Raw genomic sequence first — 24,404 nt, 5'->3', positions numbered from 1 at the left:
ATAAGGACATCGCCGATGACGCTGCGAATCGAACGCACCGACGCTCCCACCGACGAGGAGCGCCAGGCCATCCTGGCCCCGCTACGCGCCTACAACACCGCCAGGACCGGCGGCACCGTGCCGGAACTGGTCGCCTGGCTGGTTCGGGACGAACACAGCAGTGAAATAGTGGGCGGGCTCTACGGTCGGGTGTTCTTCCGCTGGTTCTATATCGAGTTGCTGGTGGTGCCGGAACAGGCCCGCGGCCAAGGCACGGGGTCGGCATTGATGCATAAGGCCGAAGAGCTGGCCAGGGAGAAGAACTGCGTCGGCATCTGGCTGGACACCTTCGACTTCCAGGCGCCGGAGTTCTACCGCAAACACGGTTTTACGGTAATCGGCCGGATCGACGATTACCCACCCGGTCACCAGCACTTCTTCCTCCAGAAGCGCCTGACTTGAAACACACATCCTGTGGGAACGGGCTTGCTCGCGAAAGTGGTCTACCCTTCAACACCATCGTCGGCTGACCCACCGCCATCGCGAGCAGGCTCGCTCCCACACGGTACCCGGCATGGCCGGAAGATTGGGGCCAACACAAATCCCCTGTGGGAGCGAGCCTGCTCGCGATGCTCTACTGGCCTACAGGCAAGTCGCCAACGCCGCCAACCGGCGCTTGGCCATGAAGTCGTCGTGCTTGGCGTAGTAATTCAACGTCGTGCCGGCGGCACCGGTTTCCAGATCGACAAAAGCTTCAGCAGAGCGGGTGTACACCGTCGAGCCGCCTTTCTTGCCCGGTTGCAGATAAGCCCCGGCGTCGACGCCGAATACCGCCTCGTCCTGCCAGGAAAACTGCACGCATTGGGCCACGACCTGTTCCGGCTTGTCCGAGGCCAGCGTCTTGTAAGGCGCCTGGGTGCGGGCCTGGTTCATCGCCGAACCCGCACAGCCGGCCAGCAAGGTGGCGGCCAGGGCCACCGTCAGCATTCGCATTGCGTTCACTCATCGAGAAAAAAACGGACTTTAGCACCACGCCCCCGATCTTCGTGCTGCTTTACTGAAATTTATACGCGACACCGGACGATGATTCGCGCACCCTGTGGCGCCTTTTTTCACTCACCAGAGAGTCAGCATGGCGGCCACCGAACAGCAACATGAGCGGGCATTGGAAAAGTTTCTCGACGAGCGTCCCGAACTGCGCGCCGAACTGGATCACCTCAACCCACTGCTGGCCCAGGCCAAGGGCGAGACGGCGGAACAATACCGCGCCGAGCGGTTGCATGAGGCCTTCGAAGCCGAGGCCGAGCGCCAGGGCCTGTTCGCCTGGGAGCTGACCCTGCAATTGACCGCAACCTCACCAGAGGACTATCAGTCCCAGCGGATGGACGTGCACAGGGAAGTGGCAGAGATGGCGGGAATGGATTGGGCGGAATATTGCGAGTTGCATGGCCTCACAGACGACCGCTGAACCAGTGTGGCGAGGGGATTTATCCCCGCTGGGCTGCGCAGCAGCCCCTCCTTCAAGGCACAGTAATTTGCCTGATGTACCTCGCGGCCTGGTTTTGGGGCTGCTACGCAGCCCAGCGGGGATAAATCCCCTCGCCACAAGGATGTCCCCACAATCCTGCAGTGCCAATCGCTCCCCTGTCCATAAAGCTTTATCATGGCCGCAGTTTTGCTGATCGGATGTGCCATGAAGTTCGCCATTGCGCTGTTTTCCGCCGCCCATGCGCCGTCCTCGCGCCGAGCCTTGCTGTTCGCCCAGGCCGCGCTGGCCGGCGGGCATGAAATCGTGCGGCTGTTTTTCTATCAGGACGGTGTCTATAACGCCGACAGCGGTGTGGTCACCCCCCAGGACGAACAGGACCTGCCCAAGCAGTGGCGCAACTTTGTCAGCGACCACCAGCTCGACGGCGTGGTCTGCATCGCAGCGGCGTTGCGCCGAGGGGTGTTGAACGCCGAGGAAGCCCAGCGCTACCAACGCTCGGCCGTGAGCGTCGAGGCCCCCTGGGCCCTGTCCGGGCTCGGCCAGTTGCACGACGCGATCCAGGATGCCGACCGCTTGATCTGTTTTGGAGGTCCATGATGGCCCAGTCCCTGTTGCTCATCAGCCGCCAGTCCCCATGGTCGGGTCCAGGCGCCCGGGAAGCGTTGGACATCGTCCTGGCCGGCGGGGCATTCGACCTGCCCATCGGCCTGCTGTTTCTCGACGACGGCGTACACCAGCTGCTCCCCGGCCAGAACGCCAAGGTCGTCCAGCAAAAAGACCTGAGCGCGAACTTGCAGGCGTTGCCCATGTTCGGCGTCGAAGACCTTTTTGTCTGCGCCGACAGTGCTGCCGAACGCGGCGTCGACACCGATGCCCTGGCCCTGGCTGAACTGAAGGTGCTGACCGCACCGGACATCACCGCCCTCATTGACCGTTACGACCAGGTGATTACCCTCTGATGTCGACTTTGCATGTGTTGTCCCATTCACCCTTTGGCGATAACCGCCTCGCCAGTTGCCTGCGGGTCCTGGGAGACAAGGATGCGCTGCTGCTGTGTGGCGATGCGACTTACGCCTTGCAATCCGGCACCGCACCGTTTGCACGATTGCAGGCCGCCGGCCTGAAGCTGTTCGCACTGGCCGAAGACCTCCAGGCCCGAGACTTGCCGGCCCCTGACTGGGCCAAGAGCATCGACTACCCGGCCTTCGTCGAACTGTCGATCCAGCATGACAAGGTCAACACTTGGCTATGAACGCGCTGAACGTGGGCGAACGCGCCATCGCGCTGGACAAGGACGGCTACCTTGCCGACCGGGAGGACTGGTCAGCAGAGGTGGCCACGGCCCTGGCCGCCGCCGAAGACATCGAGTTGAGCCCTGAACACTGGGAAATCCTCGAACTGCTGCGGGCATTCTACGACGAGTTCCAGCTCTCCCCCGCCACCCGGCCACTGATCAAGTACACCGCGCTGAAACTGGGTGCGGACAAGGGCAACAGCCTGCATCTGAACCGATTGTTCAAAGGCACTCCCGCCAAACTCGCCGCCAAGCTGGCGGGCCTGCCCAAACCGACGAATTGCTTATGACCGACTTTCCATCGCTGACTCTCGAGACCCCGGCCGAACATCCATTTGCCCAGTTCGTGCGCATCCTGGGCAAAGGCAAGCGCGGCGCCCGTGACCTCACCCGGGAAGAAGCCCGCGAGGCCATGGGCATGGTGCTCGACGAGCAGGTCGAGGACACCCAACTGGGTGCCTTCCTGATGCTGCTGCGGCACAAGGAAGAAAGCGCCGAGGAGATGGCCGGTTTCACTGAAGCCCTGCGCGCACGCCTGGATGCCCCGGCGCTGACGGTGGACCTCGACTGGCCAACCTACGCCGGCAAGAAACGCCATCTACCCTGGTACCTGCTGGCGGCCAAGTGTCTCGGCCAGAACGGCGTGCGCATCTTCATGCACGGCGGCGGTGCCCATACGGCGGGTCGGCTTTATACCGAACAGTTGCTGGGATTTCTGCACATCCCGCTATGCCGTGACTGGCAGCAGGTCGGCACGGCCCTGGATAACGGCGGCCTGGCCTTCATGCCGCTAGTGGACTGGGCACCCCAGATGCAACGCATGATCGACCTGCGCAACACCCTGGGCCTGCGCTCGCCGATCCATTCCCTGGCGCGGATCCTCAACCCGCTGAAGGCCCGGTGCGGACTGCAAAGCATCTTCCACCCCGGCTACCAGGCGGTGCATCGCGATGCCAGCGGCTTGTTGGGGGATACGACTGTCGTGATCAAGGGCGACGGCGGTGAAATCGAAATCAACCCGGATGCCGACAGTCACCTGTATGGCACCACCGGCGGCACGAACTGGGATGAAGAATGGCCACGGCTGTCCCCACAGCGCCACGTCAAGCCAGAGAGCCTCGACCCCGAACACCTGAAAGCCATCTGGCGCGGCGACGTGGAGGACAGCTACCCGCAATTGGCCCTCGTTGCCACCATGGCCCTGGCCTTGCGCGGCCTCGGTCTGGCGCATGAAGACGCGTTCGAGCGAGCCCGACAGTATTGGGAGGCCCGAGATCGATCGATTTAATCGATCATCAACGCCCAACCTTTGCGCTTTTAGTTCGAACCTATCGGAATAGACTCGCCTCCAACGTTTATTGGCAGAGGAGATCGAGATGGGTTTGTTAGTCGAAGGCCGCTGGCAAGATCAGTGGTATGAAAGCAAGGATGGCACCTTCCAGCGCGAACAGGCGCAACGCCGTCACTGGATCACCGCAGACGGCAGCGCCGGCCCCACGGGCGAGAGTGGCTTTGCCGCCGACGCCGGGCGCTACCATTTGTATGTGTCCCTGGCCTGCCCCTGGGCTCATCGCACCCTGATCTATCGCAAGCTCAAGGGCCTGGAAGCGCTGATTGATGTTTCGGTGGTCAGCTACCTGATGCTGGAAAACGGCTGGACCTTCGACAAGGCCCACGGCTCTACCGGCGACAAACTGGACAACCTGCGCTTCCTGCACCAGCGCTACACCGCCGATACACCGGATTATACCGGTCGCGTCACCGTCCCGGCGCTGTGGGACAAGCGGCAACAGCGCATCGTGAACAACGAATCGGCGGAAATCATCCGCATGTTCAACAGCGCCTTCAATGACCTGACCGGCAACCACCTGGACCTGTATCCCGAACACCTGCGCAGCAAGATCGATGCGCTGAACGAGCGGATCTATCCGGCGGTGAACAACGGCGTCTACCGCGCCGGGTTCGCCACCACCCAACAGGCTTACGAAGAAGCGTTCGACCAGTTGTTCGCCGAACTCGATCGGTTGGAGGCTCTCCTGGGACTGCAGCGCTACCTGGCCGGCGAATACCTGACCGAAGCGGATATCCGCCTGTTCACCACCATGATCCGTTTCGATGCGGTGTATTTCGGCCACTTCAAATGCAACCTGCGACGCATCGCCGACTACCCGAACCTGTCGAACTGGCTGCGGGAGCTGTACCAATGGCCGGGCATTGCCGAGACGGTGGATTTCACTCACATCCAGCGGCATTACTACGGCAGCCACAAGACCATCAATCCCAACGGGATCGTGCCCAAGGGGCCGGAGCAGGATTTCAGCGGCGCCCATGATCGCGCGCGGTTGCTGGGGAAAGGGATCTGGGGCGGGGACTGATCCGGGATTTGTCGTGGATGTAAAGGCCTCATCGCGAGCAGGCTCGCTCCCACATTGGACTGTGTGCAACCAGAAATTCATGGCTGTACCCAGATCCCCTGTGGGAGCGAGCCTGCTCGCGATTGAAGGCGAAACGGTCTATCGCTAGACCTGCCCCTCCCACACTGGACTGTGTGCAACCAGAAATTCATGGCTGTACCCAGATCCCCTGTGGGAGCGAGCCTGCTCGCGATTGAAGGCGACACGGTCTATCGCTAGACCTGCCCCTGAGCCCCTTCGAACCACGCCAGTTTCTCGCGCAGTTGCACCACTTCCCCCACGATCACCAGCGTCGGCGCATGGACCTCATGCTCGGCCACCAGCTTCGGCAAATCTGCCAGAGTGCCGGTGAACACCCGCTGGTTGGACGTCGTGCCTTGCTGGATCAGCGCCGCCGGCGTATCGGCCGCGCGACCGTGCTTGATCAGCTCGCTGCAGATGCTCGGCAGTCCCACCAGCCCCATGTAGAACACCAGGGTCTGGGCCGGAGCCACCAGGTCCGCCCACGGCAGATCGCTGGTACCGTCCTTGAGATGGCCGGTGATGAAACGCACCGACTGGGCATAGTCGCGATGGGTCAGCGGAATACCGGCGTACGCCGCGCAACCACTGGCAGCTGTGATCCCCGGGACGACCTGGAACGGGATACCTTGGGCCGCCAGCTCTTCGATCTCTTCCCCGCCGCGCCCGAAGATGAACGGGTCGCCGCCTTTCAAGCGCACCACACGCTTGCCTTGCCGGGCCAACTCGACCAACTGCTGGTTGATCTGGTCCTGAGGCACGGCATGCTCGGCGCGGCGCTTGCCGACATAGACCCGCTCGGCATCACGCCGGCATAGTTCAAGGATCGCCGGCGCGACGAGACGGTCGTACAGCACCACATCGGCCTGCTGCATCAAACGCAGGGCGCGGAAGGTCAGCAGGTCGGGATCACCCGGCCCGGCACCCACCAGATAGACTTCACCCGGTGCGTGCGGCGCCTGGCCGGCGATTTTCTCGCGCAGCAGGCGCTCGGCTTCAGTGCCCTGCCCGGCCAATTGGCGGTCAGCGATAGGGCCCTGGAACACATCCTCCCAAAACGCCCGGCGTTGTTGCACATCCGGGAACAGCCGTTTGACCTGGCTGCGAAACTGCGCCGCCAAACCCGCCAGTTGCCCGTAGGTCGAAGGAATCCAGGTTTCCAGTTTGGCCCGGATCAGCCTTGCCAGCACAGGGGCATCGCCGCCGCTGGACACCGCAATCACCAGTGGCGAGCGATCGACGATGGCCGGGAAGATCACGCTGCACAGGGCTGGTGCGTCCACCACGTTGACCGGTACACAACGTTTATGGGCGTCGGCCGACACTTGGGCATTGAGGGGTTCGTCGTCGGTGGCGGCGATGATCAGCCCGCAACCATCCAGGTCCGTTTCGAGGTAGCCGCGCAGGACGCATTCGCCCCCGTTGCCACTGGCCAGTTCCCGCAGTTGCGGCTCGATTTCGGGTGCGACCACCCGCAGCAGCGCGCCAGCATCGACCAGCAGGCGGGATTTGCGCAGGGCAATCTCCCCGCCGCCGACCACCAGCACGCGGCTGCCGCGCAGGTTATGGAACAGTGGCAGATAGTCCATTTAGCCGATGACCTCAATGCCACCCATGTACGGCTTCAACACCTCAGGCACGCGGATCGAACCGTCGGCCTGCTGGTAGTTCTCCAGCACCGCCACCAGGGTACGACCCACCGCCAGGCCGGAGCCATTGAGGGTGTGGACCAGTTCCGGCTTGCCGGTTTCAGGGTTGCGGAAACGCGCCTGCATGCGACGGGCCTGGAAATCGCCACAGTTGGAGCACGATGAAATCTCGCGGTATTTGTCCTGGCTCGGAATCCACACTTCCAGGTCGTAGGTCTTGACCGCGCTGAAACCCATGTCGCCGGTGCACAGGGCCAGGGCACGATACGGCAGCTCCAGCAACTGCAGGACCTTCTCGGCGTTGGCCGTCAGGCTTTCCAGGGCTTCCATGGACTTTGCCGGCTCGACGATCTGCACCATCTCGACCTTGTCGAACTGGTGCTGGCGGATCATACCGCGGGTATCTCGACCCGACGCCCCGGCTTCACTGCGGAAGCACGGTGTATGGGCAACAAACTTGATCGGCAGTTGCTTGGCGTCGACGATCTCGCCGGCCACGATGTTGGTCAGCGAAACTTCGGCAGTCGGGATCAGATAAAGGTCGGCTTCGCCGTCGCGGCCGATCTTGAACAGGTCTTCCTCGAACTTCGGCAACTGGCCGGTGCCTTGCAGGGCCGGCGCCTGGACCAGGTACGGGGTGTAGGCCTCTTCGTAACCGTGCTCAGTGACGTGCAGGTTGATCATGAACTGGGCCAGGGCCCGATGCAGGCGGGCAATTGGCCCGCGCAGCAAGGCAAAACGGGCGCCGGACAGCTTGGCGGCAGTCTCGAAGTCCAGCCAGCCGAACTTCTCACCTAGGGCTACATGGTCCTGCACCGGGAAATCGAACGTTTTTGGCGTGCCCCAGCGACGGACTTCAACGTTGCCCTCTTCGTCTTCACCGACCGGCACCGACTCGTGGGGCAGGTTCGGGATGCCCAGCAGGATCGAATCCAGTTCGGACTGGATCTTGTCCAGGGCCACCTTGCCGTTGTTGAGCTCGGTGCCCATGCTCTCGACGTTGGCCATCAACGGCGCGATGTCTTCGCCGCGCTGCTTGGCCTGGCCGATGCTCTTGGAGATCGCATTACGCTCGGCCTGCAGCTTTTCAGTCTGGGTCTGGACGGTCTTGCGCTGCTCTTCCAGCGCTTCGATGCGCGCGACGTCCAGGGCGAAGCCACGGGACGCCAGGCGGTCCGCTACGTCCTGAAGGTTGCTGCGTAACAGTTTGGAATCGAGCATGTCAGTCTCTCGTTTAGATAAGTTTGGTCAGGGACAGGCCGGCCCAGGTGGCGAGCAGCCCGCCGAATACGCTGGCAGCCGCATAGCCCAGGGCCAGCGGCACTTGCCCGCTTTCCAGCAGGCGCACCGTATCCAGTGAAAAGGACGAAAAGGTCGTCAGGCCGCCAAGGAAGCCGACGATCAGCCCCGCGCGCACTTCGACAGGCACTTCGGGGCGAATCAGGAACAGACCGTATAGAACGCCGATCAGCAGACAGCCCACGATATTAACGGTCAGCGTCGCGGTATAGAAGTGCCGGGGCCAATTTGCGTTGACCCAATTGCTGGCGGCGAAACGTGCCAGGGTACCGGCAACGGCGCCAGCGGAAACTGCAAGTATCAAGGGGATCAAGGCTTTCTCCGCCGCCGTGGGCTCAGGCGATCCAGCTGCGCCAGATGGTTCAGTTTCTCGCCGATCTTCAACTCCAGGCCACGGGGCACCGGTTGATAGAACGGCTGGGGGTCGAGTGCTTCGGGAAAATAGTCTTCGCCGGCGGCGTAGGCATCCGGCTCATCGTGAGCGTAACGGTATTCATCGCCGTAACCCAGCTGCTTCATGAGCTTGGTCGGCGCATTGCGCAAGTGCAGCGGTACCTCGAGGGAACCATGTTCGGTGGCGCTGCGCATGGCCGCCTTGAACCCCATGTACACCGCGTTGCTTTTCGGCGCACAGGCCAGGTACGTGATGGCCTGGGCTACGGCGAGCTCGCCTTCGGGGCTGCCCAGGCGCTCCTGCACATCCCAGGCCGCCAGGCACAGGCTCAGGGCCCGGGGATCGGCATTGCCGATGTCTTCGCTGGCCATGCGCACCACCCGTCGCGCGAGATACAACGGATCGCAGCCACCATCGATCATCCGCGCAAACCAGTACAGCGCGGCATCGGGATTGGAACCCCGTATGGATTTGTGCAACGCCGATATCTGGTCGTAGAACGCCTCGCCGCCCTTGTCGAAACGCCGCCGGGTATCGCCCAACAGGCTTTGCAGCAGCTCGACACCGATCTCGCTGTCATCCTCGGCCAGGTCCGAAGCGTTCTCCAGCAGGTTAAGCAAGCGTCGGCCATCGCCATCGGCAGCTGCACACAGGATCTGGAAACCTTCGTCGCTGAGGCTCAGCTTGCGCTTGCCCAGCCCGCGTTCTTCGGTCAACGCCCGAAGCACGAGTTTGCGCATCGCCGCTTCATCGAGACTCTTGAGCACATAGACCCGCGCTCGGGACAGCAAGGCATTGTTGAGCTCGAACGAAGGGTTTTCGGTGGTCGCGCCGATGAAGATCAGCGTACCGTCTTCGACATACGGCAGGAACGCGTCCTGCTGGGACTTGTTGAAGCGGTGCACCTCGTCGACGAACAGAATGGTGCGCTTGCCGTACTGCCCGGCCTGCTGCTTGGCGACTTCCACCGCCTGACGGATCTCCTTGACCCCGGCCAGAACCGCCGAAACCGTTTCGAAATGGGCATCCGAAACTTCCGCCAGCAGCCGGGCCAGGGTGGTCTTGCCCACGCCCGGCGGCCCCCAGAAAATCATCGAATGCAGCGCACCCTGCTCCAGGGCTTCGCGCAGGGGCTTGCCCCGCGCCAGCACATGCTCCTGGCCGACGTACTCATCCAGGTTGGTCGCGCGCAAGCGGGCGGCCAATGGCTGGGCAATCGGGGCGCTTCGAAACAGGTCCATCACTGCTTATGCAACCTCACTGGGTCCTGGTGCCGATACTGTCTGCCGGAGGGCAGCTCTGTGGGAGCAGCTCTGTAGGAGCAGCTTTGTGGGAGCAAGGCCATATCCCACAGGGGGGGCGGTGCTTATTCCTGGATGACGTCAGCACCCTTGGGAATGTCGAACTTGAACTTGGACGCCGCGATCGGCTCGTTGGCCTTGACCCCGGTGAACAGGATGTTGGTACGCTGGCCGACGCTGTCGATCAGTTGCATGTCATTGACCAGGCCGTTGCGGAACGACAGGCGCAGGCTGTCGAACAGACTGTCCTTGGTCTTGGGCTTGAGGGTGAAGTCGATCACGCCGCCCGCTTCCTTGGCGGTGATGTCGAAACTCTGGCTGATCTTGGAAATATCACCCGACAGCAACAACGCCGGCGTCTGGGTCAGGCGCTGGTCGAGATTCTTGATGGTGACCTGCTCCAGGTCCGGGTCCCACAGGGAGACTTTCTTGCCGTCGGACACCATCAACTGCTCGGCCGGTGCGTCGGTGTGCCAGTAGAACAGCCCCGGACGCTGGAGCGCCATGTCACCGGCGGTTTCCTGCAACTGAGTACCGCTGCCGTCGAGGGTCAGCTGGGAAAAGCGTGCGGTCAGGGTCTTGGATGTTTCCAACAGCTGGGTCAGGCGAGCCACGTCCTTTTCGTCGGCATGGGCCGACAAGGTGGTCAGGGCCAGTACGGGCAACAGCAGCATGCGAATCAGGCGCATGGGAGTCCTCATGAATTCGTGGGGGGCGAGCGGCGCCTACAGGGCCGCCCGAGTCATCAGTCGCGCATCGGGCCCGGCGCCAGCACTTCGCGCGAACCATTGGTGTTCATGGCCGTCACGACCCCGGCCATCTCCATGGCCTCGATCATGCGTGCGGCACGGTTATAGCCGATCTTGAGCTTGCGCTGGACGGCGGAGATCGATGCCCGACGGCTTTCCAGAACGAACTGCACCGCTTCGTCGTAGAGCGCATCGGTTTCCGCATCCTCGTCGCCACCGCCGCCACCGCCCTCGAAACCGCTACCGGCTTCTTCGACGCCATTGAGGATGTCGTCGTTGTATTCGGGAGCGCCGCGCAGTTTCCAGGCTTCCACCACGCGGTGCACTTCGTCGTCGGAGACGAACGCACCGTGCACCCGGATCGGCAGGCTGGTGCCAGGCGGCATGTAGAGCATGTCACCGTGACCGAGCAGTTGCTCGGCGCCGCCCTGGTCGATGATGGTCCGCGAGTCGATCTTGCTGGACACCTGGAACGCCATGCGGGTCGGAATGTTGGCCTTGATCAGGCCGGTGATCACGTCCACCGACGGCCGCTGCGTAGCGAGGATCAGGTGAATACCGGCCGCACGGGCCTTCTGGGCGATACGGGCGATCAGCTCTTCGACCTTCTTGCCGACGATCATCATCATGTCGGCGAATTCGTCCACCACCACCACGATGGTCGGCAACTTGTGCAGCAGCGGCGCTTCGTCGTGGATGTTTTCGCGGTGGTACAGCGGGTCGGTCAATGGCGTGCCCGCCTCTTCGGCCTCCTTGACCTTGGCGTTGAAGCCCGACAGGTTGCGCACCCCCAGCTTCGCCATCAGCTTGTAGCGGCGCTCCATCTCGGCGACGCTCCAGCGCAGGGCATTGGCGGCGTCCTTCATGTCGGTGACCACCGGGCACAAGAGGTGCGGGATACCTTCGTAGATCGACAATTCAAGCATTTTCGGGTCGATCATGATCAGTTTGGCGTCTTCAGGGCCAGACTTGAACAGGATCGACAGAATCATCGCGTTCACGCCCACCGACTTACCAGAACCGGTAGTACCGGCCACCAGCAGGTGGGGCATCTTCGCCAGGTCGGTGATAACCGGCTTGCCGCCGATGTCGTGGCCCAGGGCCAGGGTGACCGGAGACTTGTGGTTGTCGTATTCGGGCGTCGACAGCACTTCGGAGAAGCGCACGATCTGACGGTCCTCGTTGGGAATCTCGATACCCACAGTGGTTTTGCCGGGAATCACTTCCACCACCCGCACGCTGGTCACGGCCAGCGACCGCGCCAGGTCCTTGGCGAGGTTGGCGATGCGGCTGACCTTCACGCCGGCGGCCGGCTGGATTTCGTAACGGGTGATGACCGGGCCCGGGTGAATCGAATCCACCGACACCTCGACTCCGAACTCCTTGAGTTTGATCTCCAGCAGATGACCCACCGCCGCCAGGGATTCGGGAGAATAATTGAGCTGCTTCTTTTCCGCAGGGTCCAGGATCGAGATCGGCGGCAAGGTGCCCTCCACCGCGCTGTCGACGAACAGCGGCACCTGCTTCTCCTTCTGCACGCGCTTGCTTGGCTCGGGCGCCTTGGCCGGAGCCATGGTAATGACCGGTGGCACCTGCTTCTCGCGCTCGGACATGTGCTTGCTCAAGGCCTGCTCGCGCTCGATCAGGCGTTCCTTGACCTTGGCCTGCTCGCGCTTGTCGGGCACCGTCGGTGCCACCACGTCATGGACCCGGTCGTCCACTTCACGCAGTTGCGCCACCAGTTGCTTTCGCTCGGTGCGCGCCGCCCACCAGCGATTCAGGGCGCCCTGGATCAACTCGATCAGGTCGAGGGTGATCTTGCCGGTGACGTCCATGACCTTGAACCACGACAGGTCGGTGAACACCGTCAGGCCAAACAGGAACAGGGCGATGAACAACAACGTGCTGCCCTGGATGTTCAGGGCGTTCCGGGCCAGATCGCCGAGGCTTTCCCCCAGTGCGCCGCCCGCCCCGGCCGGCAAGCCGGTAGGGGCATGGAAATGGATATGGGCCAGTGCGGCCCCCGATAGCACCAGGAACACCAGGCCGATCAGACGCCAGGAAAACAACCAGCCGCTCCACTGCCATGGCTCGTGGCGCTGGCGAAATATCTGGTACGCCTTGATTGCCAGCAACAACGGGAAGATATAGGCGAAGTAACCCAGCACCATGAACAGGATGTCGGCGCTGTAGGAGCCGGCCGGACCGCCGAAGTTCTGCACGTCGTCGATCTTGCTGTTATGGCTCCAGCCCGGATCGTCCTTGCCGTAGGTCAGCAACGCCATCATCAGGAACAGACACAAGGCACCGATGGCGATCAATGCACCTTCCTTGAGCCGGTAGTGCAATTGCTGGCGCCAGAGCGGAACGACTGTTTTAGGTGCTGCGGTGGATTTCTTCAAAACGCTTCTTTTCCTGCGCCAACGGCGCGCCCATCTGTTGAATGACTATAAAAATTGCTCATTACAAGCAGGTAAAAAAGTGAATGTGCACAACCGGTACTACTTTTACCACTGAGAGATGCGTCCAGAAAACCGCAGGTGTTGCCGAAGATGTTGATCTTTAGCCCATCCTGCGTTCAAAACTCAAGCATTGTACGGGTTTGTCGACTCCAAGGCATTGCCCGCACGCAGGGTGACAGCGTAGTCGAAAACGGGCTGCACAAGCGCCAATTGGACCATGCATTGTCTTTTGTGACAAAGGCTTATGAGGTGTTTTTTATGAACGAAGTGAAGCATTCACGCCTGATCATTCTCGGCTCCGGCCCCGCAGGGTACAGCGCAGCGGTCTATGCTGCCCGAGCCAACCTCAAACCCGTTGTCATTACCGGCATGCAGGCCGGAGGCCAGCTCACCACCACTGTCGAAGTCGACAACTGGCCCGGCGACGTCGAAGGACTGACCGGCCCGGCCCTGATGGAACGCATGCAGCGACACGCCGAGCGCTTCGACACGCAGATCGTCTACGACCACATCCACACCGCCAAGTTGCAACAGCGACCGTTCGAGCTCATCGGCGACAGCGGCACCTACACCTGCGATGCCCTGATCATCGCCACCGGCGCGTCAGCCCAGTACCTGGGCCTGCCTTCGGAGGAGACCTTCGCCGGCAAAGGCGTTTCCGCCTGCGCAACCTGCGACGGATTCTTTTACCGCAACCAGGTGGTGGCCGTGGTCGGCGGCGGCAATACTGCGGTTGAAGAAGCCTTGTACCTGTCCAACATTGCCAGGGAGGTACATTTGATCCACCGCCGGGACAAGCTGCGTTCGGAAAAAATACTGCAGGACAAACTCTTCGAAAAGGCCGCCAACGGCAATATCAGGCTGCACTGGAACCAGAACCTCGACGAAGTGCTGGGGGACGCCAGTGGCGTGACCGGCGCCCGCCTGCGAAACAGCCAGAGCGGCGAAACCAGCACCTTGCAATTGGCCGGGGTATTCATCGCCATCGGCCACAAGCCCAATACCGATCTGTTCCAGGGCCAGTTGAGCATGCGCGACGGCTACCTGCTGGTGCGCGGCGGCAGCGAAGGCAATGCCACTGCCACCGATATCGAAGGCGTATTCGCAGCCGGCGACGTGGCCGATCATGTGTATCGACAGGCCATTACCTCGGCCGGTGCCGGCTGTATGGCCGCGCTGGATGCGGAGAAGTATCTCGATGACATCCCGGCCGCTTGACGGTTAATCTTCGAACCAGTGCTCATGGCGAGGGGCTTCCCCCCTCGCTACATCACCCTCCCCTTCTGCAAGTTCGGACAACAATGCTGACGTGGTTACAACGCAACACCTTCGATTTTCCACCCCTGGAAAAAGCCATGCGCGATCCCAACGGCTTGCTGGCCGCCGGCGGCGATCTGTCTGCGGACCGGCTGATCCAGGCCTATCGCCACGGCTGTTTCCCCTGGTTTTCCGAGGGACAACCGATCCTGTGGTGGTCTCCCGACCCTCGCACGGTGTTGTTTCCCGACGAACTGCATGTCTCGCGCAGCCTGGGCAAGCTCCTGCGCAAACAACGTTATGAAGTGACGTTCGACAAGGATTTCGCGGCGGTCATCCGGGCCTGCGCCGCGCCGCGGGCGTATGCGGACGGCACCTGGATCACCGAAGCCATGCAAACCGCCTACCTGGAATTGCATCGTCGCGGCCTTGCCCATTCCGTGGAGGTCTGGGACCAGGGCCTGCTGGTAGGCGGCCTGTACGGCTTGGCCATGGGCCAATTGTTTTTCGGCGAATCCATGTTCAGCCGGGCCGACAACGCGTCGAAATTCGGCTTTGCCACGTTGGTCCAACACCTCAAGACGGCCGGCTTTGTGCTGATAGACTGTCAAATGCCCACCGAGCACTTGCACAGCCTGGGCGCCCGATCGATTACTCGCTCGGCATTTGCCGGTTACCTCAAGGCGCACCTGGACCAGCCCAACCGTGCAACCTGGGTTTGCTGAGCGACATTCGCACCAGTGGCTTACACTTAATCCAAAGCTTATCCCGAGGGTTGATCATGACCGAGTTGGCGCGCTTGAAGTTCTATGCCACTCAACCTCACTCTTGCAGTTATCTGCCCGAAGAGCAGGCCACGACGCTGTTCCTCGACCCTAGCCAGCCCATGGATGTGCATGTCTACGCAGACCTGTCGGAAATGGGCTTTCGGCGCAGTGGCGATCATCTCTACCGGCCTCATTGCCAACATTGCAATGCGTGCGTACCGGCGCGCATCCCTGTGGCGCAATTTACACCTGATCGCCAGCAGAAACGCATTTTCAAGCGCAACGCCGATCTCCAGGTCCGGCCGGCCAAGCCACAGTTCAGCGAAGAGTATTTCGACCTGTACCAGCGCTACATCGAGCAACGTCATGCCGACGGCGACATGTACCCGCCCAGCCGCGATCAGTTTGCGACCTTCCTCGTGCGCGACCTGCCCTTTTCCCGCTTCTATGAATTCCGTCTCGAAGGGCAACTGGTAGCGATTGCCGTCACGGACTTGCTGCCCAATGGGCTTTCGGCGGTGTACACCTTCTATGAGCCGGAAGAAGAACGGCGCAGCCTGGGGCGCTTTGCCATTCTCTGGCAGATCAACGAAGCCCGACGCCTGGGCCTGGAAGCGGTGTACCTGGGCTACTGGATCAAGAACTGCAAGAAAATGAACTACAAGACCCAATATCGGCCGATTGAACTGCTGGTCAACCAGCGTTGGGTTGTCCTCAGCTAGCGTCCTGCCTCGGAAATAAGCTGTTCATTTTTGGCGGCGTCTTGGGTGCCTGGCCAGCGTTGCCGCGCCTTGGCCGAACACCCGAGCCACTCACCCAAAAAGAACGTATTTCCGAGACAGGACACTAGAACCCCTTGGCTTGCCCCCCTTTTTTCGGGCACAATGCACGCCGCTTTTGCCTGGCGCAGTTGCACCGGGCCATTCACTGGATACCGAGGGCTTTACTGCATGTCGAAAGAAGACAGCTTCGAAATGGAAGGCACTGTCGTCGACACCCTGCCCAACACCATGTTTCGCGTGGAGTTGGAAAATGGGCACGTCGTTACCGCGCACATCTCCGGCAAGATGCGCAAGAACTACATTCGTATTCTTACCGGCGACAAAGTGCGCGTCGAGCTGACGCCCTATGACTTGAGCAAAGGGCGCATCACTTACCGCGCTCGCTAACAGGTCAATACAAAACGCCCGGCTGATGCCGGGCGTTTTTGTTTGCCTGGGATTTGATAACCACGCAGACCCCATGTGGGAGCGAGCCTGCTCGCGATGGCGGCGCATCAGCTCGCATTGATGTTGAATCTGTCGGCGCTATCGCGAGCAGGCTCGCCCACAAGGGACTGCGGTGAACTCGATATCTTCAAGACAGCAAAAAGGCGCCTTCCGGCGCCTTTCTGCTTATTACAGGTTTCGATCAGGCCATTTCAGCCGTGGTTTCGAAGTCGAAGGTCAGCTCGCCATCCTTGATGTCGATGTGCACCACACCGCCATGCTCGGCCAGTTCACCAAAGAGGATTTCCTCGGCCAGCGGACGCTTGATCTTGTCCTGGATCAAGCGAGCCATCGGCCGCGCACCCATCGTCACATCGTAACCACCCTCTGCGAGCCAACTGCGGGCCGCATCGGTGACTTCCAGCAGCACACGCTTGTCCTCGAGCTGCGCCTGAAGTTCGGTGAGGAACTTGTCCACCACACTTTTGATGACCTCATGGCTGAGGCGACCAAACTGGATAATGGTGTCCAGGCGGTTGCGGAATTCAGGCGTGAAGCTCTTCTTGATCACTTCCATCGCATCGGACGAATGGTCCTGATGGGTGAAACCGATCGAAGCACGCGCAGCGGTTTCGGCGCCGGCGTTCGTGGTCATGATCACGATCACGTTGCGGAAGTCCGCCTTGCGCCCGTTGTTATCGGTGAGCGTACCGTGGTCCATGACCTGCAGGAGCAGGTTGAAGACTTCCGGATGCGCCTTCTCGATTTCATCGAGCAACAGCACGCAGTGAGGTTGCTTGGTGATGGCTTCGGTCAGCAGGCCGCCCTGGTCGAATCCGACATACCCCGGAGGCGCACCGATCAGACGCGATACGGTGTGGCGCTCCATGTACTCGGACATGTCGAAGCGCACCAGCTCGATCCCCATCGCCTTGGCCAGTTGCCGCGCAGCCTCGGTCTTGCCCACACCGGTAGGGCCGGCGAACAGAAAGGAACCAACCGGTTTGTCTGGCGACTTGAGGCCGGCACGGGACAGCTTGATAGCGGTCGACAGCGAATCGATGGCCGCATCCTGGCCGAATACCGTCAACTTCAGGTCACGCTCCAGGTTACGCAGCAACTCCTTGTCGGAACTGGTGACGTGCTTGGGCGGAATACGTGCGATCTTCGCCACGATATCCTCGACCTGAGGCACTTCGATGCGCTTGACGCGTTTCTCCACCGGCTGCAGACGCTGGTAAGCACCGGCCTCGTCGATCACGTCGATGGCCTTGTCCGGCATGTGCCGATCATTGATGTAGCGCGAGGCCAGTTCAGCCGCGGCCCGCAGGGCTTCATCGCTGTACTCGATACTGTGGTGCAGTTCGAACCGCCCCTTCAAGCCACGCAGAATACCGATGGTGTCTTCCACCGAAGGCTCCGAGACGTCGACTTTCTGGAAGCGCCGTGCCAGGGCTCGGTCCTTCTCGAAGATCCCGCGGAATTCCTGGAAGGTGGTCGACCCGATGCAACGGATATCACCCGACGACAGCAATGGCTTGAGCAGGTTCGAGGCGTCCATGACCCCACCGGACGCAGCGCCCGCACCGATGATGGTGTGGATTTCATCGATGAACAGGATCGCCTGGGGACGCTTCTTCAACTCGCCCAGCAATGCCTTGAAGCGCTTCTCGAAATCGCCGCGGTACTTGGTGCCGGCCAGCAGGGCGCCCAGATCGAGGGAGTACACCACGCTGTTGGCCAGCAGGTCCGGCACCTGGTTGTCGACAATGCGCTTGGCCAGGCCTTCGGCAATCGCGGTTTTACCCACGCCCGCCTCGCCCACCAGCAACGGGTTGTTCTTGCGACGCCGGGCCAGGATCTGCGCGACGCGCTCGACCTCGGCTTCGCGCCCGACCAACGGATCGATGCGACCCTGGCGCGCCAGTTCGTTCAGGTTGCTGGCATAGGCATCCAGCGGATTGCCCGAAGAAGAAGACTCACCGCCCTCCTCGTCCTGCATATCCTGTTCACCTTCGGAATGATCGCCATGCCCCGGCACCTTGGAAATGCCATGGGCGATGTAATTGACGACATCTATACGCGCAACGCTCTGCTGCTTGAGCAGGAAGACCGCCTGGCTTTCCTGTTCGCTGAAGATGGCGACCAGCACGTTGGCACCGGTGACTTCACGCTTGCCCGAGCTCTGTACATGAAAGACAGCACGTTGCAGTACACGCTGGAAGCCCAGGGTTGGCTGGGTTTCGCGATCCTCGTCATGAACGGGAATCAATGGCGTGGTGGAGTCAATGAACTCCTGCAGATCATGCTTGAGTTTATCGAGATTGGCGCCGCAGGCACGCAATACGGTGGCGGCAGCCTCGTTATCCAGTAGGGCCAGCAGCAGGTGCTCGACGGTCATGAATTCATGACGCTTCGAACGAGCCTCCTTGAAGGCAAGATTGAGGGTGACTTCGAGCTCGCGGTTTAACATGGCTTCACCTCATACCCAAGTGGTCGGCGTTAACCGTCCTTCTCGATTTCACAGAGTAGCGGATGCTGGCTTTCCCGGGCGTACTGGTTGACCTGCATGGCCTTTGTTTCGGCGATGTCGCGGGTAAACACTCCACACACTGCCCGTCCCTCTGTATGAACGGCCAGCATGACCTTGGTCGCCAGCTCGCGATTCAGGTTAAAAAACACCTCGAGCACTTCGACGACGAAATCCATCGGTGTGTAGTCATCGTTGAACAAAACCACCTTGTACATCGGTGGCGCCTGCAACGCAGGCTTTGCTTCCTGAACAGCAATGCCTGCGGAATCGTCGTCATGTAGATCCGGGCGATCCTGATTGAATGTTAGTCGAATCTGGCTGATTGCATGCATGGAAAGAAAGGTTCGTTTAGTTGGCAAATACAGTGATGGGGGCACTGGCGGGCGATTTCAACCGCCACTGCCGGGTCACCTTGACTATCGGCAAAACGGTGTTACAACCAATAGAGCCCATCGCGGGTTAAAAAGGTCCGCGGAATCGATCCTTGAAGCAAGATTAGATTGCGGATGAACTGGATGATACTCCAGTGATGGAGTGCGTTGCAGAGGGAAATGGTCTATGTCGGTCGTCAAGATGAGTGGCAAGGTGAAATGGTTCAACAACGCCAAGGGCTACGGCTTTATTCTGGCGTCTGGCAGGGATGAAGACCTTTTCGCGCATTTTTCGGCAATCAGGATGGACGGTTATAAAACCCTGAAGGCCGGGCAGCCCGTGACATTCGAAGTGATCCAGGGCCCCAAGGGCCTGCATGCGGTCAATATTTCGCCGGTCGAGGTTGAAAGCACCTCCATCCCCGAAAAAGTCAAAGTCAAAACCAGAGTCACCGAAACCCATTGACCTGCTGTCACCATCGGTCAAAAAGACGCCCGGTTCGATCACTCGAGCCGGGCGTCTTTTATTGCCCGTCGACCCGCTTACATGTGCGAGATCAAGGCATCGCCGAAGCCTGAGGACGACACCAGCTTGGCACCTTCCATCAGGCGTTCGAAATCATAGGTCACGGTCTTGGCCGAAATCGCGCCGTTGGTGCCCTTGATAATCAGGTCGGCCGCTTCGGTCCAGCCCATGTGGCGCAGCATCATTTCCGCCGACAGAATCAGCGATCCGGGGTTGACCTGATCCTTGCCCGCATACTTGGGCGCGGTACCGTGGGTGGCTTCGAACATCGCCACGGTGTCGGAGAGGTTGGCACCCGGTGCAATACCGATACCGCCCACCTCCGCCGCCAGAGCGTCGGAGAGGTAGTCACCGTTGAGGTTGAGGGTTGCAATCACGTCATACTCAGCCGGACGCAACAGGATCTGCTGGAGCATCGCATCGGCGATGGCGTCCTTGACGACCACGTTCTTACCGGTCTTCGGATTCTTGAATTGCATCCACGGCCCGCCATCGAGCAGCGTGGCACCAAACTCCTCGGCTGCCACTTCGTAGGCCCATTCCTTGAAGGCACCTTCGGTGAACTTCATGATGTTGCCTTTGTGGACGATGGTCAGCGAATCGCGATCGTTATCGACCACGTATTGCAAGGCCTTGCGCGCCAGGCGCTTGGTGCCCTGCTTGGAGACCGGCTTGACGCCGATGCCGCAATCTTCGTCGAAACGGATCTTGGTGACGCCCATTTCTTCTTTCAGGAACTTGATGACCTTGGTGGCTTCGGCCGAACCGGCCTTCCACTCGATGCCGGCGTAGATGTCTTCGGAGTTCTCACGGAAGATCGTCATGTCCACGTCGCCTGGTTTCTTCACCGGGCTCGGCACGCCTTCGAACCAGCGCACCGGGCGCAGGCAGACATACAGATCCAACTGCTGACGCAGGGCCACGTTCAACGAGCGGATGCCGCCGCCGACCGGTGTGGTCAGGGGGCCCTTGATGGAAACCACGTAATCCTTGACCGCATCCAGGGTTTCCTGGGGCAGCCAGGTGTCCTGGTCGTAGACCTGGGTGGCTTTTTCACCGGCATAGACTTCCATCCAGGAGATTTTCCGCTTGCCGCCGTAGGCCTTCTGCACCGCAGCGTCCACAACCTTGATCATGACCGGACTGATGTCGACGCCAATGCCGTCGCCTTCGATGAAGGGGATAATCGGGTTGTCGGGAACATTAAGAGAATGGTCTGCATTGACGGTAATTTTGTCACCGACGGCTGGAACCTGAATCTTTTGATACCCCATGCTGAACTCCATTGCTTGGATTGAACATCTGGCTGCGTTCGAGCGTACCCCAGTTGCATCGACGCGCAAACCCTACGTTAGACGCATCAGCGGGAAAGTCGCGCAGTTCGCCGTGTACAAGCCTGAAAAACAAGGGAAAAGCGCCAAATATGAGCATAGCCCACCACGCCGACCCTGCGACGTTTAGACCAATGGACGTGTACGAAGGTCTATGAACCATCGGCAGATTGCCAGCTACCTATGTATAATGCCGCCGCTGACCACAGGGTCACGACGGCTGACTGCTCTACCAAGGGCCTTCCCGCCAGTTATAAAGCCGGACCGTTACCGCGGCCCGACCGCTTGACGCTCGACTGATGCACCCAACATCACCGCGAAGAAACCTCGACATTCGGCTCACGGCTGACTTTGAACGAACGCGCTTACCCGGCGCCCCTCGAGTTTCTGCGCATGCTTTAGCAAAGAAGAGAGTTAATCCGAATATGCCCACCCGCTCGAAGATCATCTATACCTTCACCGACGAAGCGCCTGCCCTCGCCACCTATTCGCTGCTGCCGATCGTCGAAGCCTTTACCGCCTCGGCCGAGATCGCCGTGGAAACCCGCGACATCTCCCTCGCAGGGCGCATCCTGGCCAGCTTCCCCGAGCAACTGGGTGACAAAGCCGTAGCCGACCACCTCGCCGAACTGGGCGACCTGGCCGTAACGCCTGAAGCCAACATCATCAAGCTGCCGAACATCAGCGCCTCGGTGCCGCAACTGCAGGCCGCGATCAAGGAATTGCAGGCCCAGGGCTACGCACTGCCGGACTACCCGGAAACCGTGACCAGCGAAGCCGACAAAGAAGCCAAGGCCCGTTACGACAAGGTCAAGGGCAGCGCCGTGAACCCGGTTCTGCGTGAAGGCAACTCCGACCGCCGCGCACCGCTGTCGGTCAAGAACTATGCCCGCAAACACCCGCACAAGATGGGCGCCTGGGCTGCCGACTCCAAATCCCACGTGGCCCACATGAGCACCGGCGATTTCTACGGCAGCGAAAAAGCCGCCCTGATCGACGCCGCCGGCAGCGTGAAAATCGAGCTGATCGCCCAGGACGGCACTGCCACCGTCCTGAAGGAAAAGACCACCGTAGAAGCCGGTGAGATCCTCGACTGCGCCGTGATGAGCAAGAATGCCCTGCGCAACTTCATCGCCGCAGAAATCGAAGACGCCAAGCAAAAAGGCGTACTGTTGTCGGTTCACCTCAAGGCCACCATGATGAAGGTCTCCGACCCGATCATGTTCGGTCAGATCGTCGCCGAGTTCTATAAGGACGCCCTGGCCAAGCACGCCCAGGTGCTGGAGCAGATCGGCTTCAACCTGAACAACGGCATCGGCGACCTGTACGCCCGCATCAAAGCCCTGCCGGCCGAGCAGCAGGCGCAGATCGAAGCCGACATCCAGGCGGTCTACGCGGCGCGTCCATCCCTGGCGATGGTCAACTCCGACAAGGGCATCACCAACCTGCACGTGCCGAGCGACGTCATCGTCGACGCCTCGATGCCGGCCATGATCCGTGACTCCGGCAAGATGTGGGGCACCGACGGCCAACTGCACGACACCAAGGCCGTGATCCCGGATCGCTGCTACGCCACCATCTACCAGGCGGTGATCGAAGACTGCAAAGCCAATGGCGCCTTCGACCCAACCACCATGGGCAGCGTGCCGAACGTCGGCCTGATGGCCAAGAAAGCCGAAGAGTACGGTTCCCACGACAAGACCTTCCAGATCAAGGCCGACGGCGTGGTCCGGGTCTCGGACAACACCGGTCGCACCCTGCTGGAGCAGAACGTCGAAGCTGGCGACATCTTCCGCATGTGCCAGACCAAGGATGCGCCGATCCAGGACTGGGTCAAGCTGGCCGTCAACCGCGCCCGCGCCAGCAACACCCCGGCCATCTTCTGGCTGGACCCGATGCGCGCCCATGACGGCGTAGTGATCGAGAAGGTCCAGGCTTACCTGAAGAACCACGACACCACTGGCCTGGACCTGCGCATCATGTCGCCGGTCGACGCGATGAAGTTCACCCTGGCCCGCACCCGCGAAGGCAAGGACACCATTTCGGTGACCGGCAACGTGCTGCGCGACTACCTGACCGACCTGTTCCCGATCATGGAACTGGGCACCAGCGCCAAGATGCTGTCGATCGTGCCGCTGATGAACGGTGGCGGCCTGTTCGAAACCGGCGCTGGCGGTTCGGCACCCAAGCACGTTCAACAACTGCTGGAAGAAAACTTCCTGCGCTGGGATTCCCTGGGCGAGTTCCTGGCCCTGGCCGCCTCCCTGGAACACCTGGGCGTGACCTACAACAACCCGAAAGCCCTGGTGCTGGCCAAGACTCTCGACCAGGCGACTGGCGAGTTCCTGGACCGTAACAAGTCGCCTTCGCGCAAGGTCGGCGGTATCGACAACCGTGGCAGCCACTTCTACCTGACCCTGTTCTGGGCCCAGGCACTGGCCGCCCAGGATGACGACGCAGCCCTCAAGGCGCAGTTCACCACCCTGGCCAAGACGCTGACCGACAACGAAGAAAAAATCGTTGCCGAGCTCAACGCCGTTCAAGGCAAGCCGGTGGACATCGGCGGTTACTACTTCGCCAACCCGGAACTGACCAGCAAGGCCATGCGCCCGAGCGCAACCTTCAACGCGGCCATCGCTGCGCTGGTGTAAGGTTGTAAGGAAGCACCACAAACCCCGGCCTTGTGCCGGGGTTTGTGTTTCCAGCCCATTCCCTTCTGGCTGGGGATCAGCTGCAGTTTTTGAATTCACCGCCCCTGTGGGAGCGAGCCTGCTCGCGATAGCGGTTTATCATCCAACACTTGTATTGGCTGACCCACCGCTATCGCGAGCAGGCTCGCTCCCACAGGGCTTGTGTTTCACTATTCAAATTTCGAGGAAACCACATGGATTGGAAACCCCACATCACCGTCGCCACTATCGTCGAGGACAACGGCCGTTTCCTGATGGTGGAGGAATCCAAGGGCGGGCGCGCGGTGCTCAACCAGCCCGCCGGACACCTGGACCCGGATGAAACCCTGATTGAGGCCGCCGTGCGCGAAACCCTGGAAGAAACCGGCTGGGACGTCGAGCCCACCAGCGTGGTGGGCATCTACTTGTATACCGCTCCCAGCAATGGCGTGACCTATCAGCGGGTCTGTTTCGCCGCCAAAGCGCTCGAACACCACCCCGACTATCAGTTGGATGACGGCATCCTGGGCGCCCGATGGCTGACCCGCGACGAACTGCTTGAACAACACGACCATTGGCGCAGCGATCTGATCATCCGCTGCATCGACGATTATCTGGCCGGTCATCGCCACAGCCTGGCACTGATACGTCCTTCCCTTTAGCCTTGCGCGCCCGGGCCTGATAGAATCGC

At 60.9% G+C, this 24,404-nt stretch carries 25 protein-coding genes; 15 read left to right on the top strand and 10 right to left on the bottom strand.

All coding sequences use genetic code 11. The annotated features are described in order from the left end of the window. Positions 1-15: 15 nt before the first annotated feature. On the top strand, positions 16-441 hold the full coding sequence (locus tag AD665_RS03240; RefSeq protein WP_024779283.1) for a GNAT family N-acetyltransferase: 426 nt from the start codon (positions 16-18) through the stop codon (positions 439-441). 180 nt (positions 442-621) lie between these two features. On the opposite strand, the gene AD665_RS03235 is transcribed toward AD665_RS03240, so the two are convergent. Beyond that, the gene (locus AD665_RS03235) at positions 622-972 is read right to left on the bottom strand and encodes a hypothetical protein (RefSeq protein ID WP_024779284.1); all 351 of its coding nucleotides are present in this window, start codon (positions 970-972) and stop codon (positions 622-624) included. 139 nt (positions 973-1,111) lie between these two features. Here AD665_RS03235 and AD665_RS03230 point away from each other — a divergent pair, with 139 nt between their 5' ends. From AD665_RS03230 to AD665_RS03200, 7 genes are all read left to right on the top strand, one after another. Beyond that, a complete protein-coding gene (locus AD665_RS03230; protein WP_053190865.1) occupies positions 1,112-1,447 on the top strand; it encodes a DUF6388 family protein in 336 nt (111 codons plus the stop codon). Positions 1,448-1,672: 225 nt separating this feature from the next. Then, positions 1,673-2,065, top strand: coding sequence for a sulfurtransferase complex subunit TusD (gene tusD / locus AD665_RS03225; protein ID WP_024779286.1), 393 nt, complete (start codon positions 1,673-1,675; stop codon positions 2,063-2,065). Continuing rightward, positions 2,065-2,427, top strand: a complete 363-nt coding sequence (tusC, locus tag AD665_RS03220; RefSeq protein WP_024779287.1) for a sulfurtransferase complex subunit TusC — start codon at positions 2,065-2,067, stop codon at positions 2,425-2,427. The genes tusD and tusC overlap by 1 nt, the downstream gene beginning before the upstream one ends. Then, on the top strand, positions 2,427-2,720 hold the full coding sequence (gene tusB, locus AD665_RS03215; RefSeq protein ID WP_024779288.1) for a sulfurtransferase complex subunit TusB: 294 nt from the start codon (positions 2,427-2,429) through the stop codon (positions 2,718-2,720). The genes tusC and tusB overlap by 1 nt, the downstream gene beginning before the upstream one ends. Then, positions 2,717-3,052, top strand: coding sequence for a TusE/DsrC/DsvC family sulfur relay protein (locus tag AD665_RS03210; protein ID WP_024779289.1), 336 nt, complete (start codon positions 2,717-2,719; stop codon positions 3,050-3,052). The genes tusB and AD665_RS03210 overlap by 4 nt, the downstream gene beginning before the upstream one ends. Then, entirely contained in the window at positions 3,049-4,050 is a 1,002-nt protein-coding gene (locus tag AD665_RS03205) for a glycosyl transferase family protein (RefSeq protein WP_053190859.1), read from the top strand. Before AD665_RS03210 ends, AD665_RS03205 begins: the two co-directional genes overlap by 4 nt. Positions 4,051-4,138: 88 nt before the next feature. Continuing rightward, positions 4,139-5,137: a glutathione S-transferase family protein gene (locus AD665_RS03200; protein WP_053190858.1), complete on the top strand. Its 999-nt coding sequence runs from the start codon at positions 4,139-4,141 to the stop codon at positions 5,135-5,137. Between the two features lie 254 nt (positions 5,138-5,391). Here AD665_RS03200 and cysG read toward each other — a convergent pair whose 3' ends face one another. From cysG to ftsK, 6 genes are all read right to left on the bottom strand, one after another. After that, a complete protein-coding gene (cysG, locus tag AD665_RS03195) occupies positions 5,392-6,786 on the bottom strand; it encodes a siroheme synthase CysG (RefSeq protein WP_024779292.1) in 1,395 nt (464 codons plus the stop codon). Next, positions 6,787-8,067, bottom strand: a complete 1,281-nt coding sequence (gene serS, locus AD665_RS03190) for a serine--tRNA ligase (protein ID WP_024779293.1) — start codon at positions 8,065-8,067, stop codon at positions 6,787-6,789. A gap of 13 nt (positions 8,068-8,080) precedes the next feature. After that, a complete protein-coding gene (crcB, locus tag AD665_RS03185) occupies positions 8,081-8,458 on the bottom strand; it encodes a fluoride efflux transporter CrcB (RefSeq protein WP_024779294.1) in 378 nt (125 codons plus the stop codon). Continuing rightward, a complete protein-coding gene (locus AD665_RS03180; RefSeq protein WP_024779295.1) occupies positions 8,455-9,780 on the bottom strand; it encodes a replication-associated recombination protein A in 1,326 nt (441 codons plus the stop codon). Before AD665_RS03180 ends, crcB begins: the two co-directional genes overlap by 4 nt. 125 nt (positions 9,781-9,905) lie before the next feature. Further along, positions 9,906-10,529 carry an outer membrane lipoprotein periplasmic chaperone LolA gene (lolA, locus tag AD665_RS03175; RefSeq protein ID WP_024779296.1) on the bottom strand — a complete coding sequence of 208 codons (624 nt, stop codon included), beginning with the start codon at positions 10,527-10,529 and terminating at the stop codon, positions 9,906-9,908. A 56-nt stretch (positions 10,530-10,585) separates the two neighbouring features. Further along, positions 10,586-12,991, bottom strand: coding sequence for a DNA translocase FtsK (ftsK, locus tag AD665_RS03170; RefSeq protein ID WP_080996551.1), 2,406 nt, complete (start codon positions 12,989-12,991; stop codon positions 10,586-10,588). Between the two features lie 318 nt (positions 12,992-13,309). Between ftsK and trxB the strand changes: the two genes are divergently transcribed. The 4 genes from trxB (at position 13,310) to infA (ending at position 16,244) form a co-directional block, all read left to right on the top strand. Next, on the top strand, positions 13,310-14,269 hold the full coding sequence (trxB, locus tag AD665_RS03165) for a thioredoxin-disulfide reductase (RefSeq protein ID WP_053190854.1): 960 nt from the start codon (positions 13,310-13,312) through the stop codon (positions 14,267-14,269). An 83-nt stretch (positions 14,270-14,352) separates the two neighbouring features. After that, positions 14,353-15,033, top strand: a complete 681-nt coding sequence (gene aat / locus AD665_RS03160) for a leucyl/phenylalanyl-tRNA--protein transferase (protein ID WP_053190853.1) — start codon at positions 14,353-14,355, stop codon at positions 15,031-15,033. Between the two features lie 56 nt (positions 15,034-15,089). Continuing rightward, positions 15,090-15,797 carry an arginyltransferase gene (locus AD665_RS03155; RefSeq protein ID WP_024779300.1) on the top strand — a complete coding sequence of 236 codons (708 nt, stop codon included), beginning with the start codon at positions 15,090-15,092 and terminating at the stop codon, positions 15,795-15,797. A 228-nt stretch (positions 15,798-16,025) separates the two neighbouring features. Continuing rightward, positions 16,026-16,244 carry a translation initiation factor IF-1 gene (gene infA, locus AD665_RS03150; protein WP_002553999.1) on the top strand — a complete coding sequence of 73 codons (219 nt, stop codon included), beginning with the start codon at positions 16,026-16,028 and terminating at the stop codon, positions 16,242-16,244. 241 nt (positions 16,245-16,485) lie between these two features. Here the strand turns inward: infA and clpA are convergent, their stop codons facing one another. Together clpA and clpS are read right to left on the bottom strand one after the other, a co-directional pair. Next, positions 16,486-18,756 carry an ATP-dependent Clp protease ATP-binding subunit ClpA gene (gene clpA, locus AD665_RS03145; RefSeq protein WP_024779301.1) on the bottom strand — a complete coding sequence of 757 codons (2,271 nt, stop codon included), beginning with the start codon at positions 18,754-18,756 and terminating at the stop codon, positions 16,486-16,488. 29 nt (positions 18,757-18,785) lie between these two features. Next, on the bottom strand, positions 18,786-19,148 hold the full coding sequence (gene clpS, locus AD665_RS03140) for an ATP-dependent Clp protease adapter ClpS (RefSeq protein ID WP_015094394.1): 363 nt from the start codon (positions 19,146-19,148) through the stop codon (positions 18,786-18,788). Between the two features lie 241 nt (positions 19,149-19,389). Here clpS and cspD point away from each other — a divergent pair, with 241 nt between their 5' ends. Then, positions 19,390-19,653: a cold shock domain-containing protein CspD gene (cspD, locus tag AD665_RS03135; RefSeq protein WP_024779302.1), complete on the top strand. Its 264-nt coding sequence runs from the start codon at positions 19,390-19,392 to the stop codon at positions 19,651-19,653. Positions 19,654-19,730: 77 nt separating this feature from the next. On the opposite strand, the gene icd is transcribed toward cspD, so the two are convergent. After that, positions 19,731-20,987, bottom strand: a complete 1,257-nt coding sequence (gene icd, locus AD665_RS03130; RefSeq protein ID WP_024779303.1) for an NADP-dependent isocitrate dehydrogenase — start codon at positions 20,985-20,987, stop codon at positions 19,731-19,733. A 482-nt stretch (positions 20,988-21,469) separates the two neighbouring features. On the opposite strand from icd, the gene AD665_RS03125 reads away from it, so the two are divergent. Both AD665_RS03125 and AD665_RS03120 read left to right on the top strand, forming a co-directional pair. Further along, entirely contained in the window at positions 21,470-23,695 is a 2,226-nt protein-coding gene (locus AD665_RS03125) for an NADP-dependent isocitrate dehydrogenase (RefSeq protein WP_024779304.1), read from the top strand. Between the two features lie 233 nt (positions 23,696-23,928). After that, positions 23,929-24,375 (top strand): NUDIX hydrolase, encoded by a 447-nt coding sequence (locus AD665_RS03120; protein ID WP_053190851.1) that lies wholly within the window; start codon positions 23,929-23,931, stop codon positions 24,373-24,375. Positions 24,376-24,404 lie beyond the last annotated feature (29 nt).

It is taken from the genome of Pseudomonas corrugata, from assembly GCF_001269905.1.
In the GTDB taxonomy this organism is placed as follows: domain Bacteria; phylum Pseudomonadota; class Gammaproteobacteria; order Pseudomonadales; family Pseudomonadaceae; genus Aquipseudomonas; species Aquipseudomonas corrugata.
The sequence above is the reverse complement of the archived record's forward strand: the minus strand, read 5'-3'. Positions and strand labels throughout refer to the sequence as shown.

Coding starts and splice junctions, on each gene's coding strand:
- serS (WP_024779293.1), bottom strand. CDS start 8,067: ATGCTCGATTCCAAACTGTTACGCAGCAACCTTCAGGACGTAGCGGAC.
- aat (WP_053190853.1), top strand. CDS start 14,353: ATGCTGACGTGGTTACAACGCAACACCTTCGATTTTCCACCCCTGGAA.
- AD665_RS03200 (WP_053190858.1), top strand. CDS start 4,139: ATGGGTTTGTTAGTCGAAGGCCGCTGGCAAGATCAGTGGTATGAAAGC.
- AD665_RS03125 (WP_024779304.1), top strand. CDS start 21,470: ATGCCCACCCGCTCGAAGATCATCTATACCTTCACCGACGAAGCGCCT.
- tusC (WP_024779287.1), top strand. CDS start 2,065: ATGGCCCAGTCCCTGTTGCTCATCAGCCGCCAGTCCCCATGGTCGGGT.
- trxB (WP_053190854.1), top strand. CDS start 13,310: ATGAACGAAGTGAAGCATTCACGCCTGATCATTCTCGGCTCCGGCCCC.
- AD665_RS03155 (WP_024779300.1), top strand. CDS start 15,090: ATGACCGAGTTGGCGCGCTTGAAGTTCTATGCCACTCAACCTCACTCT.
- AD665_RS03205 (WP_053190859.1), top strand. CDS start 3,049: ATGACCGACTTTCCATCGCTGACTCTCGAGACCCCGGCCGAACATCCA.
- cysG (WP_024779292.1), bottom strand. CDS start 6,786: ATGGACTATCTGCCACTGTTCCATAACCTGCGCGGCAGCCGCGTGCTG.
- AD665_RS03230 (WP_053190865.1), top strand. CDS start 1,112: ATGGCGGCCACCGAACAGCAACATGAGCGGGCATTGGAAAAGTTTCTC.
- clpA (WP_024779301.1), bottom strand. CDS start 18,756: ATGTTAAACCGCGAGCTCGAAGTCACCCTCAATCTTGCCTTCAAGGAG.
- tusB (WP_024779288.1), top strand. CDS start 2,427: ATGTCGACTTTGCATGTGTTGTCCCATTCACCCTTTGGCGATAACCGC.
- AD665_RS03235 (WP_024779284.1), bottom strand. CDS start 972: ATGCGAATGCTGACGGTGGCCCTGGCCGCCACCTTGCTGGCCGGCTGT.
- AD665_RS03180 (WP_024779295.1), bottom strand. CDS start 9,780: ATGGACCTGTTTCGAAGCGCCCCGATTGCCCAGCCATTGGCCGCCCGC.
- AD665_RS03240 (WP_024779283.1), top strand. CDS start 16: ATGACGCTGCGAATCGAACGCACCGACGCTCCCACCGACGAGGAGCGC.
- AD665_RS03210 (WP_024779289.1), top strand. CDS start 2,717: ATGAACGCGCTGAACGTGGGCGAACGCGCCATCGCGCTGGACAAGGAC.
- icd (WP_024779303.1), bottom strand. CDS start 20,987: ATGGGGTATCAAAAGATTCAGGTTCCAGCCGTCGGTGACAAAATTACC.
- AD665_RS03120 (WP_053190851.1), top strand. CDS start 23,929: ATGGATTGGAAACCCCACATCACCGTCGCCACTATCGTCGAGGACAAC.
- clpS (WP_015094394.1), bottom strand. CDS start 19,148: ATGCATGCAATCAGCCAGATTCGACTAACATTCAATCAGGATCGCCCG.
- cspD (WP_024779302.1), top strand. CDS start 19,390: ATGAGTGGCAAGGTGAAATGGTTCAACAACGCCAAGGGCTACGGCTTT.
- lolA (WP_024779296.1), bottom strand. CDS start 10,529: ATGCGCCTGATTCGCATGCTGCTGTTGCCCGTACTGGCCCTGACCACC.
- tusD (WP_024779286.1), top strand. CDS start 1,673: ATGAAGTTCGCCATTGCGCTGTTTTCCGCCGCCCATGCGCCGTCCTCG.
- infA (WP_002553999.1), top strand. CDS start 16,026: ATGTCGAAAGAAGACAGCTTCGAAATGGAAGGCACTGTCGTCGACACC.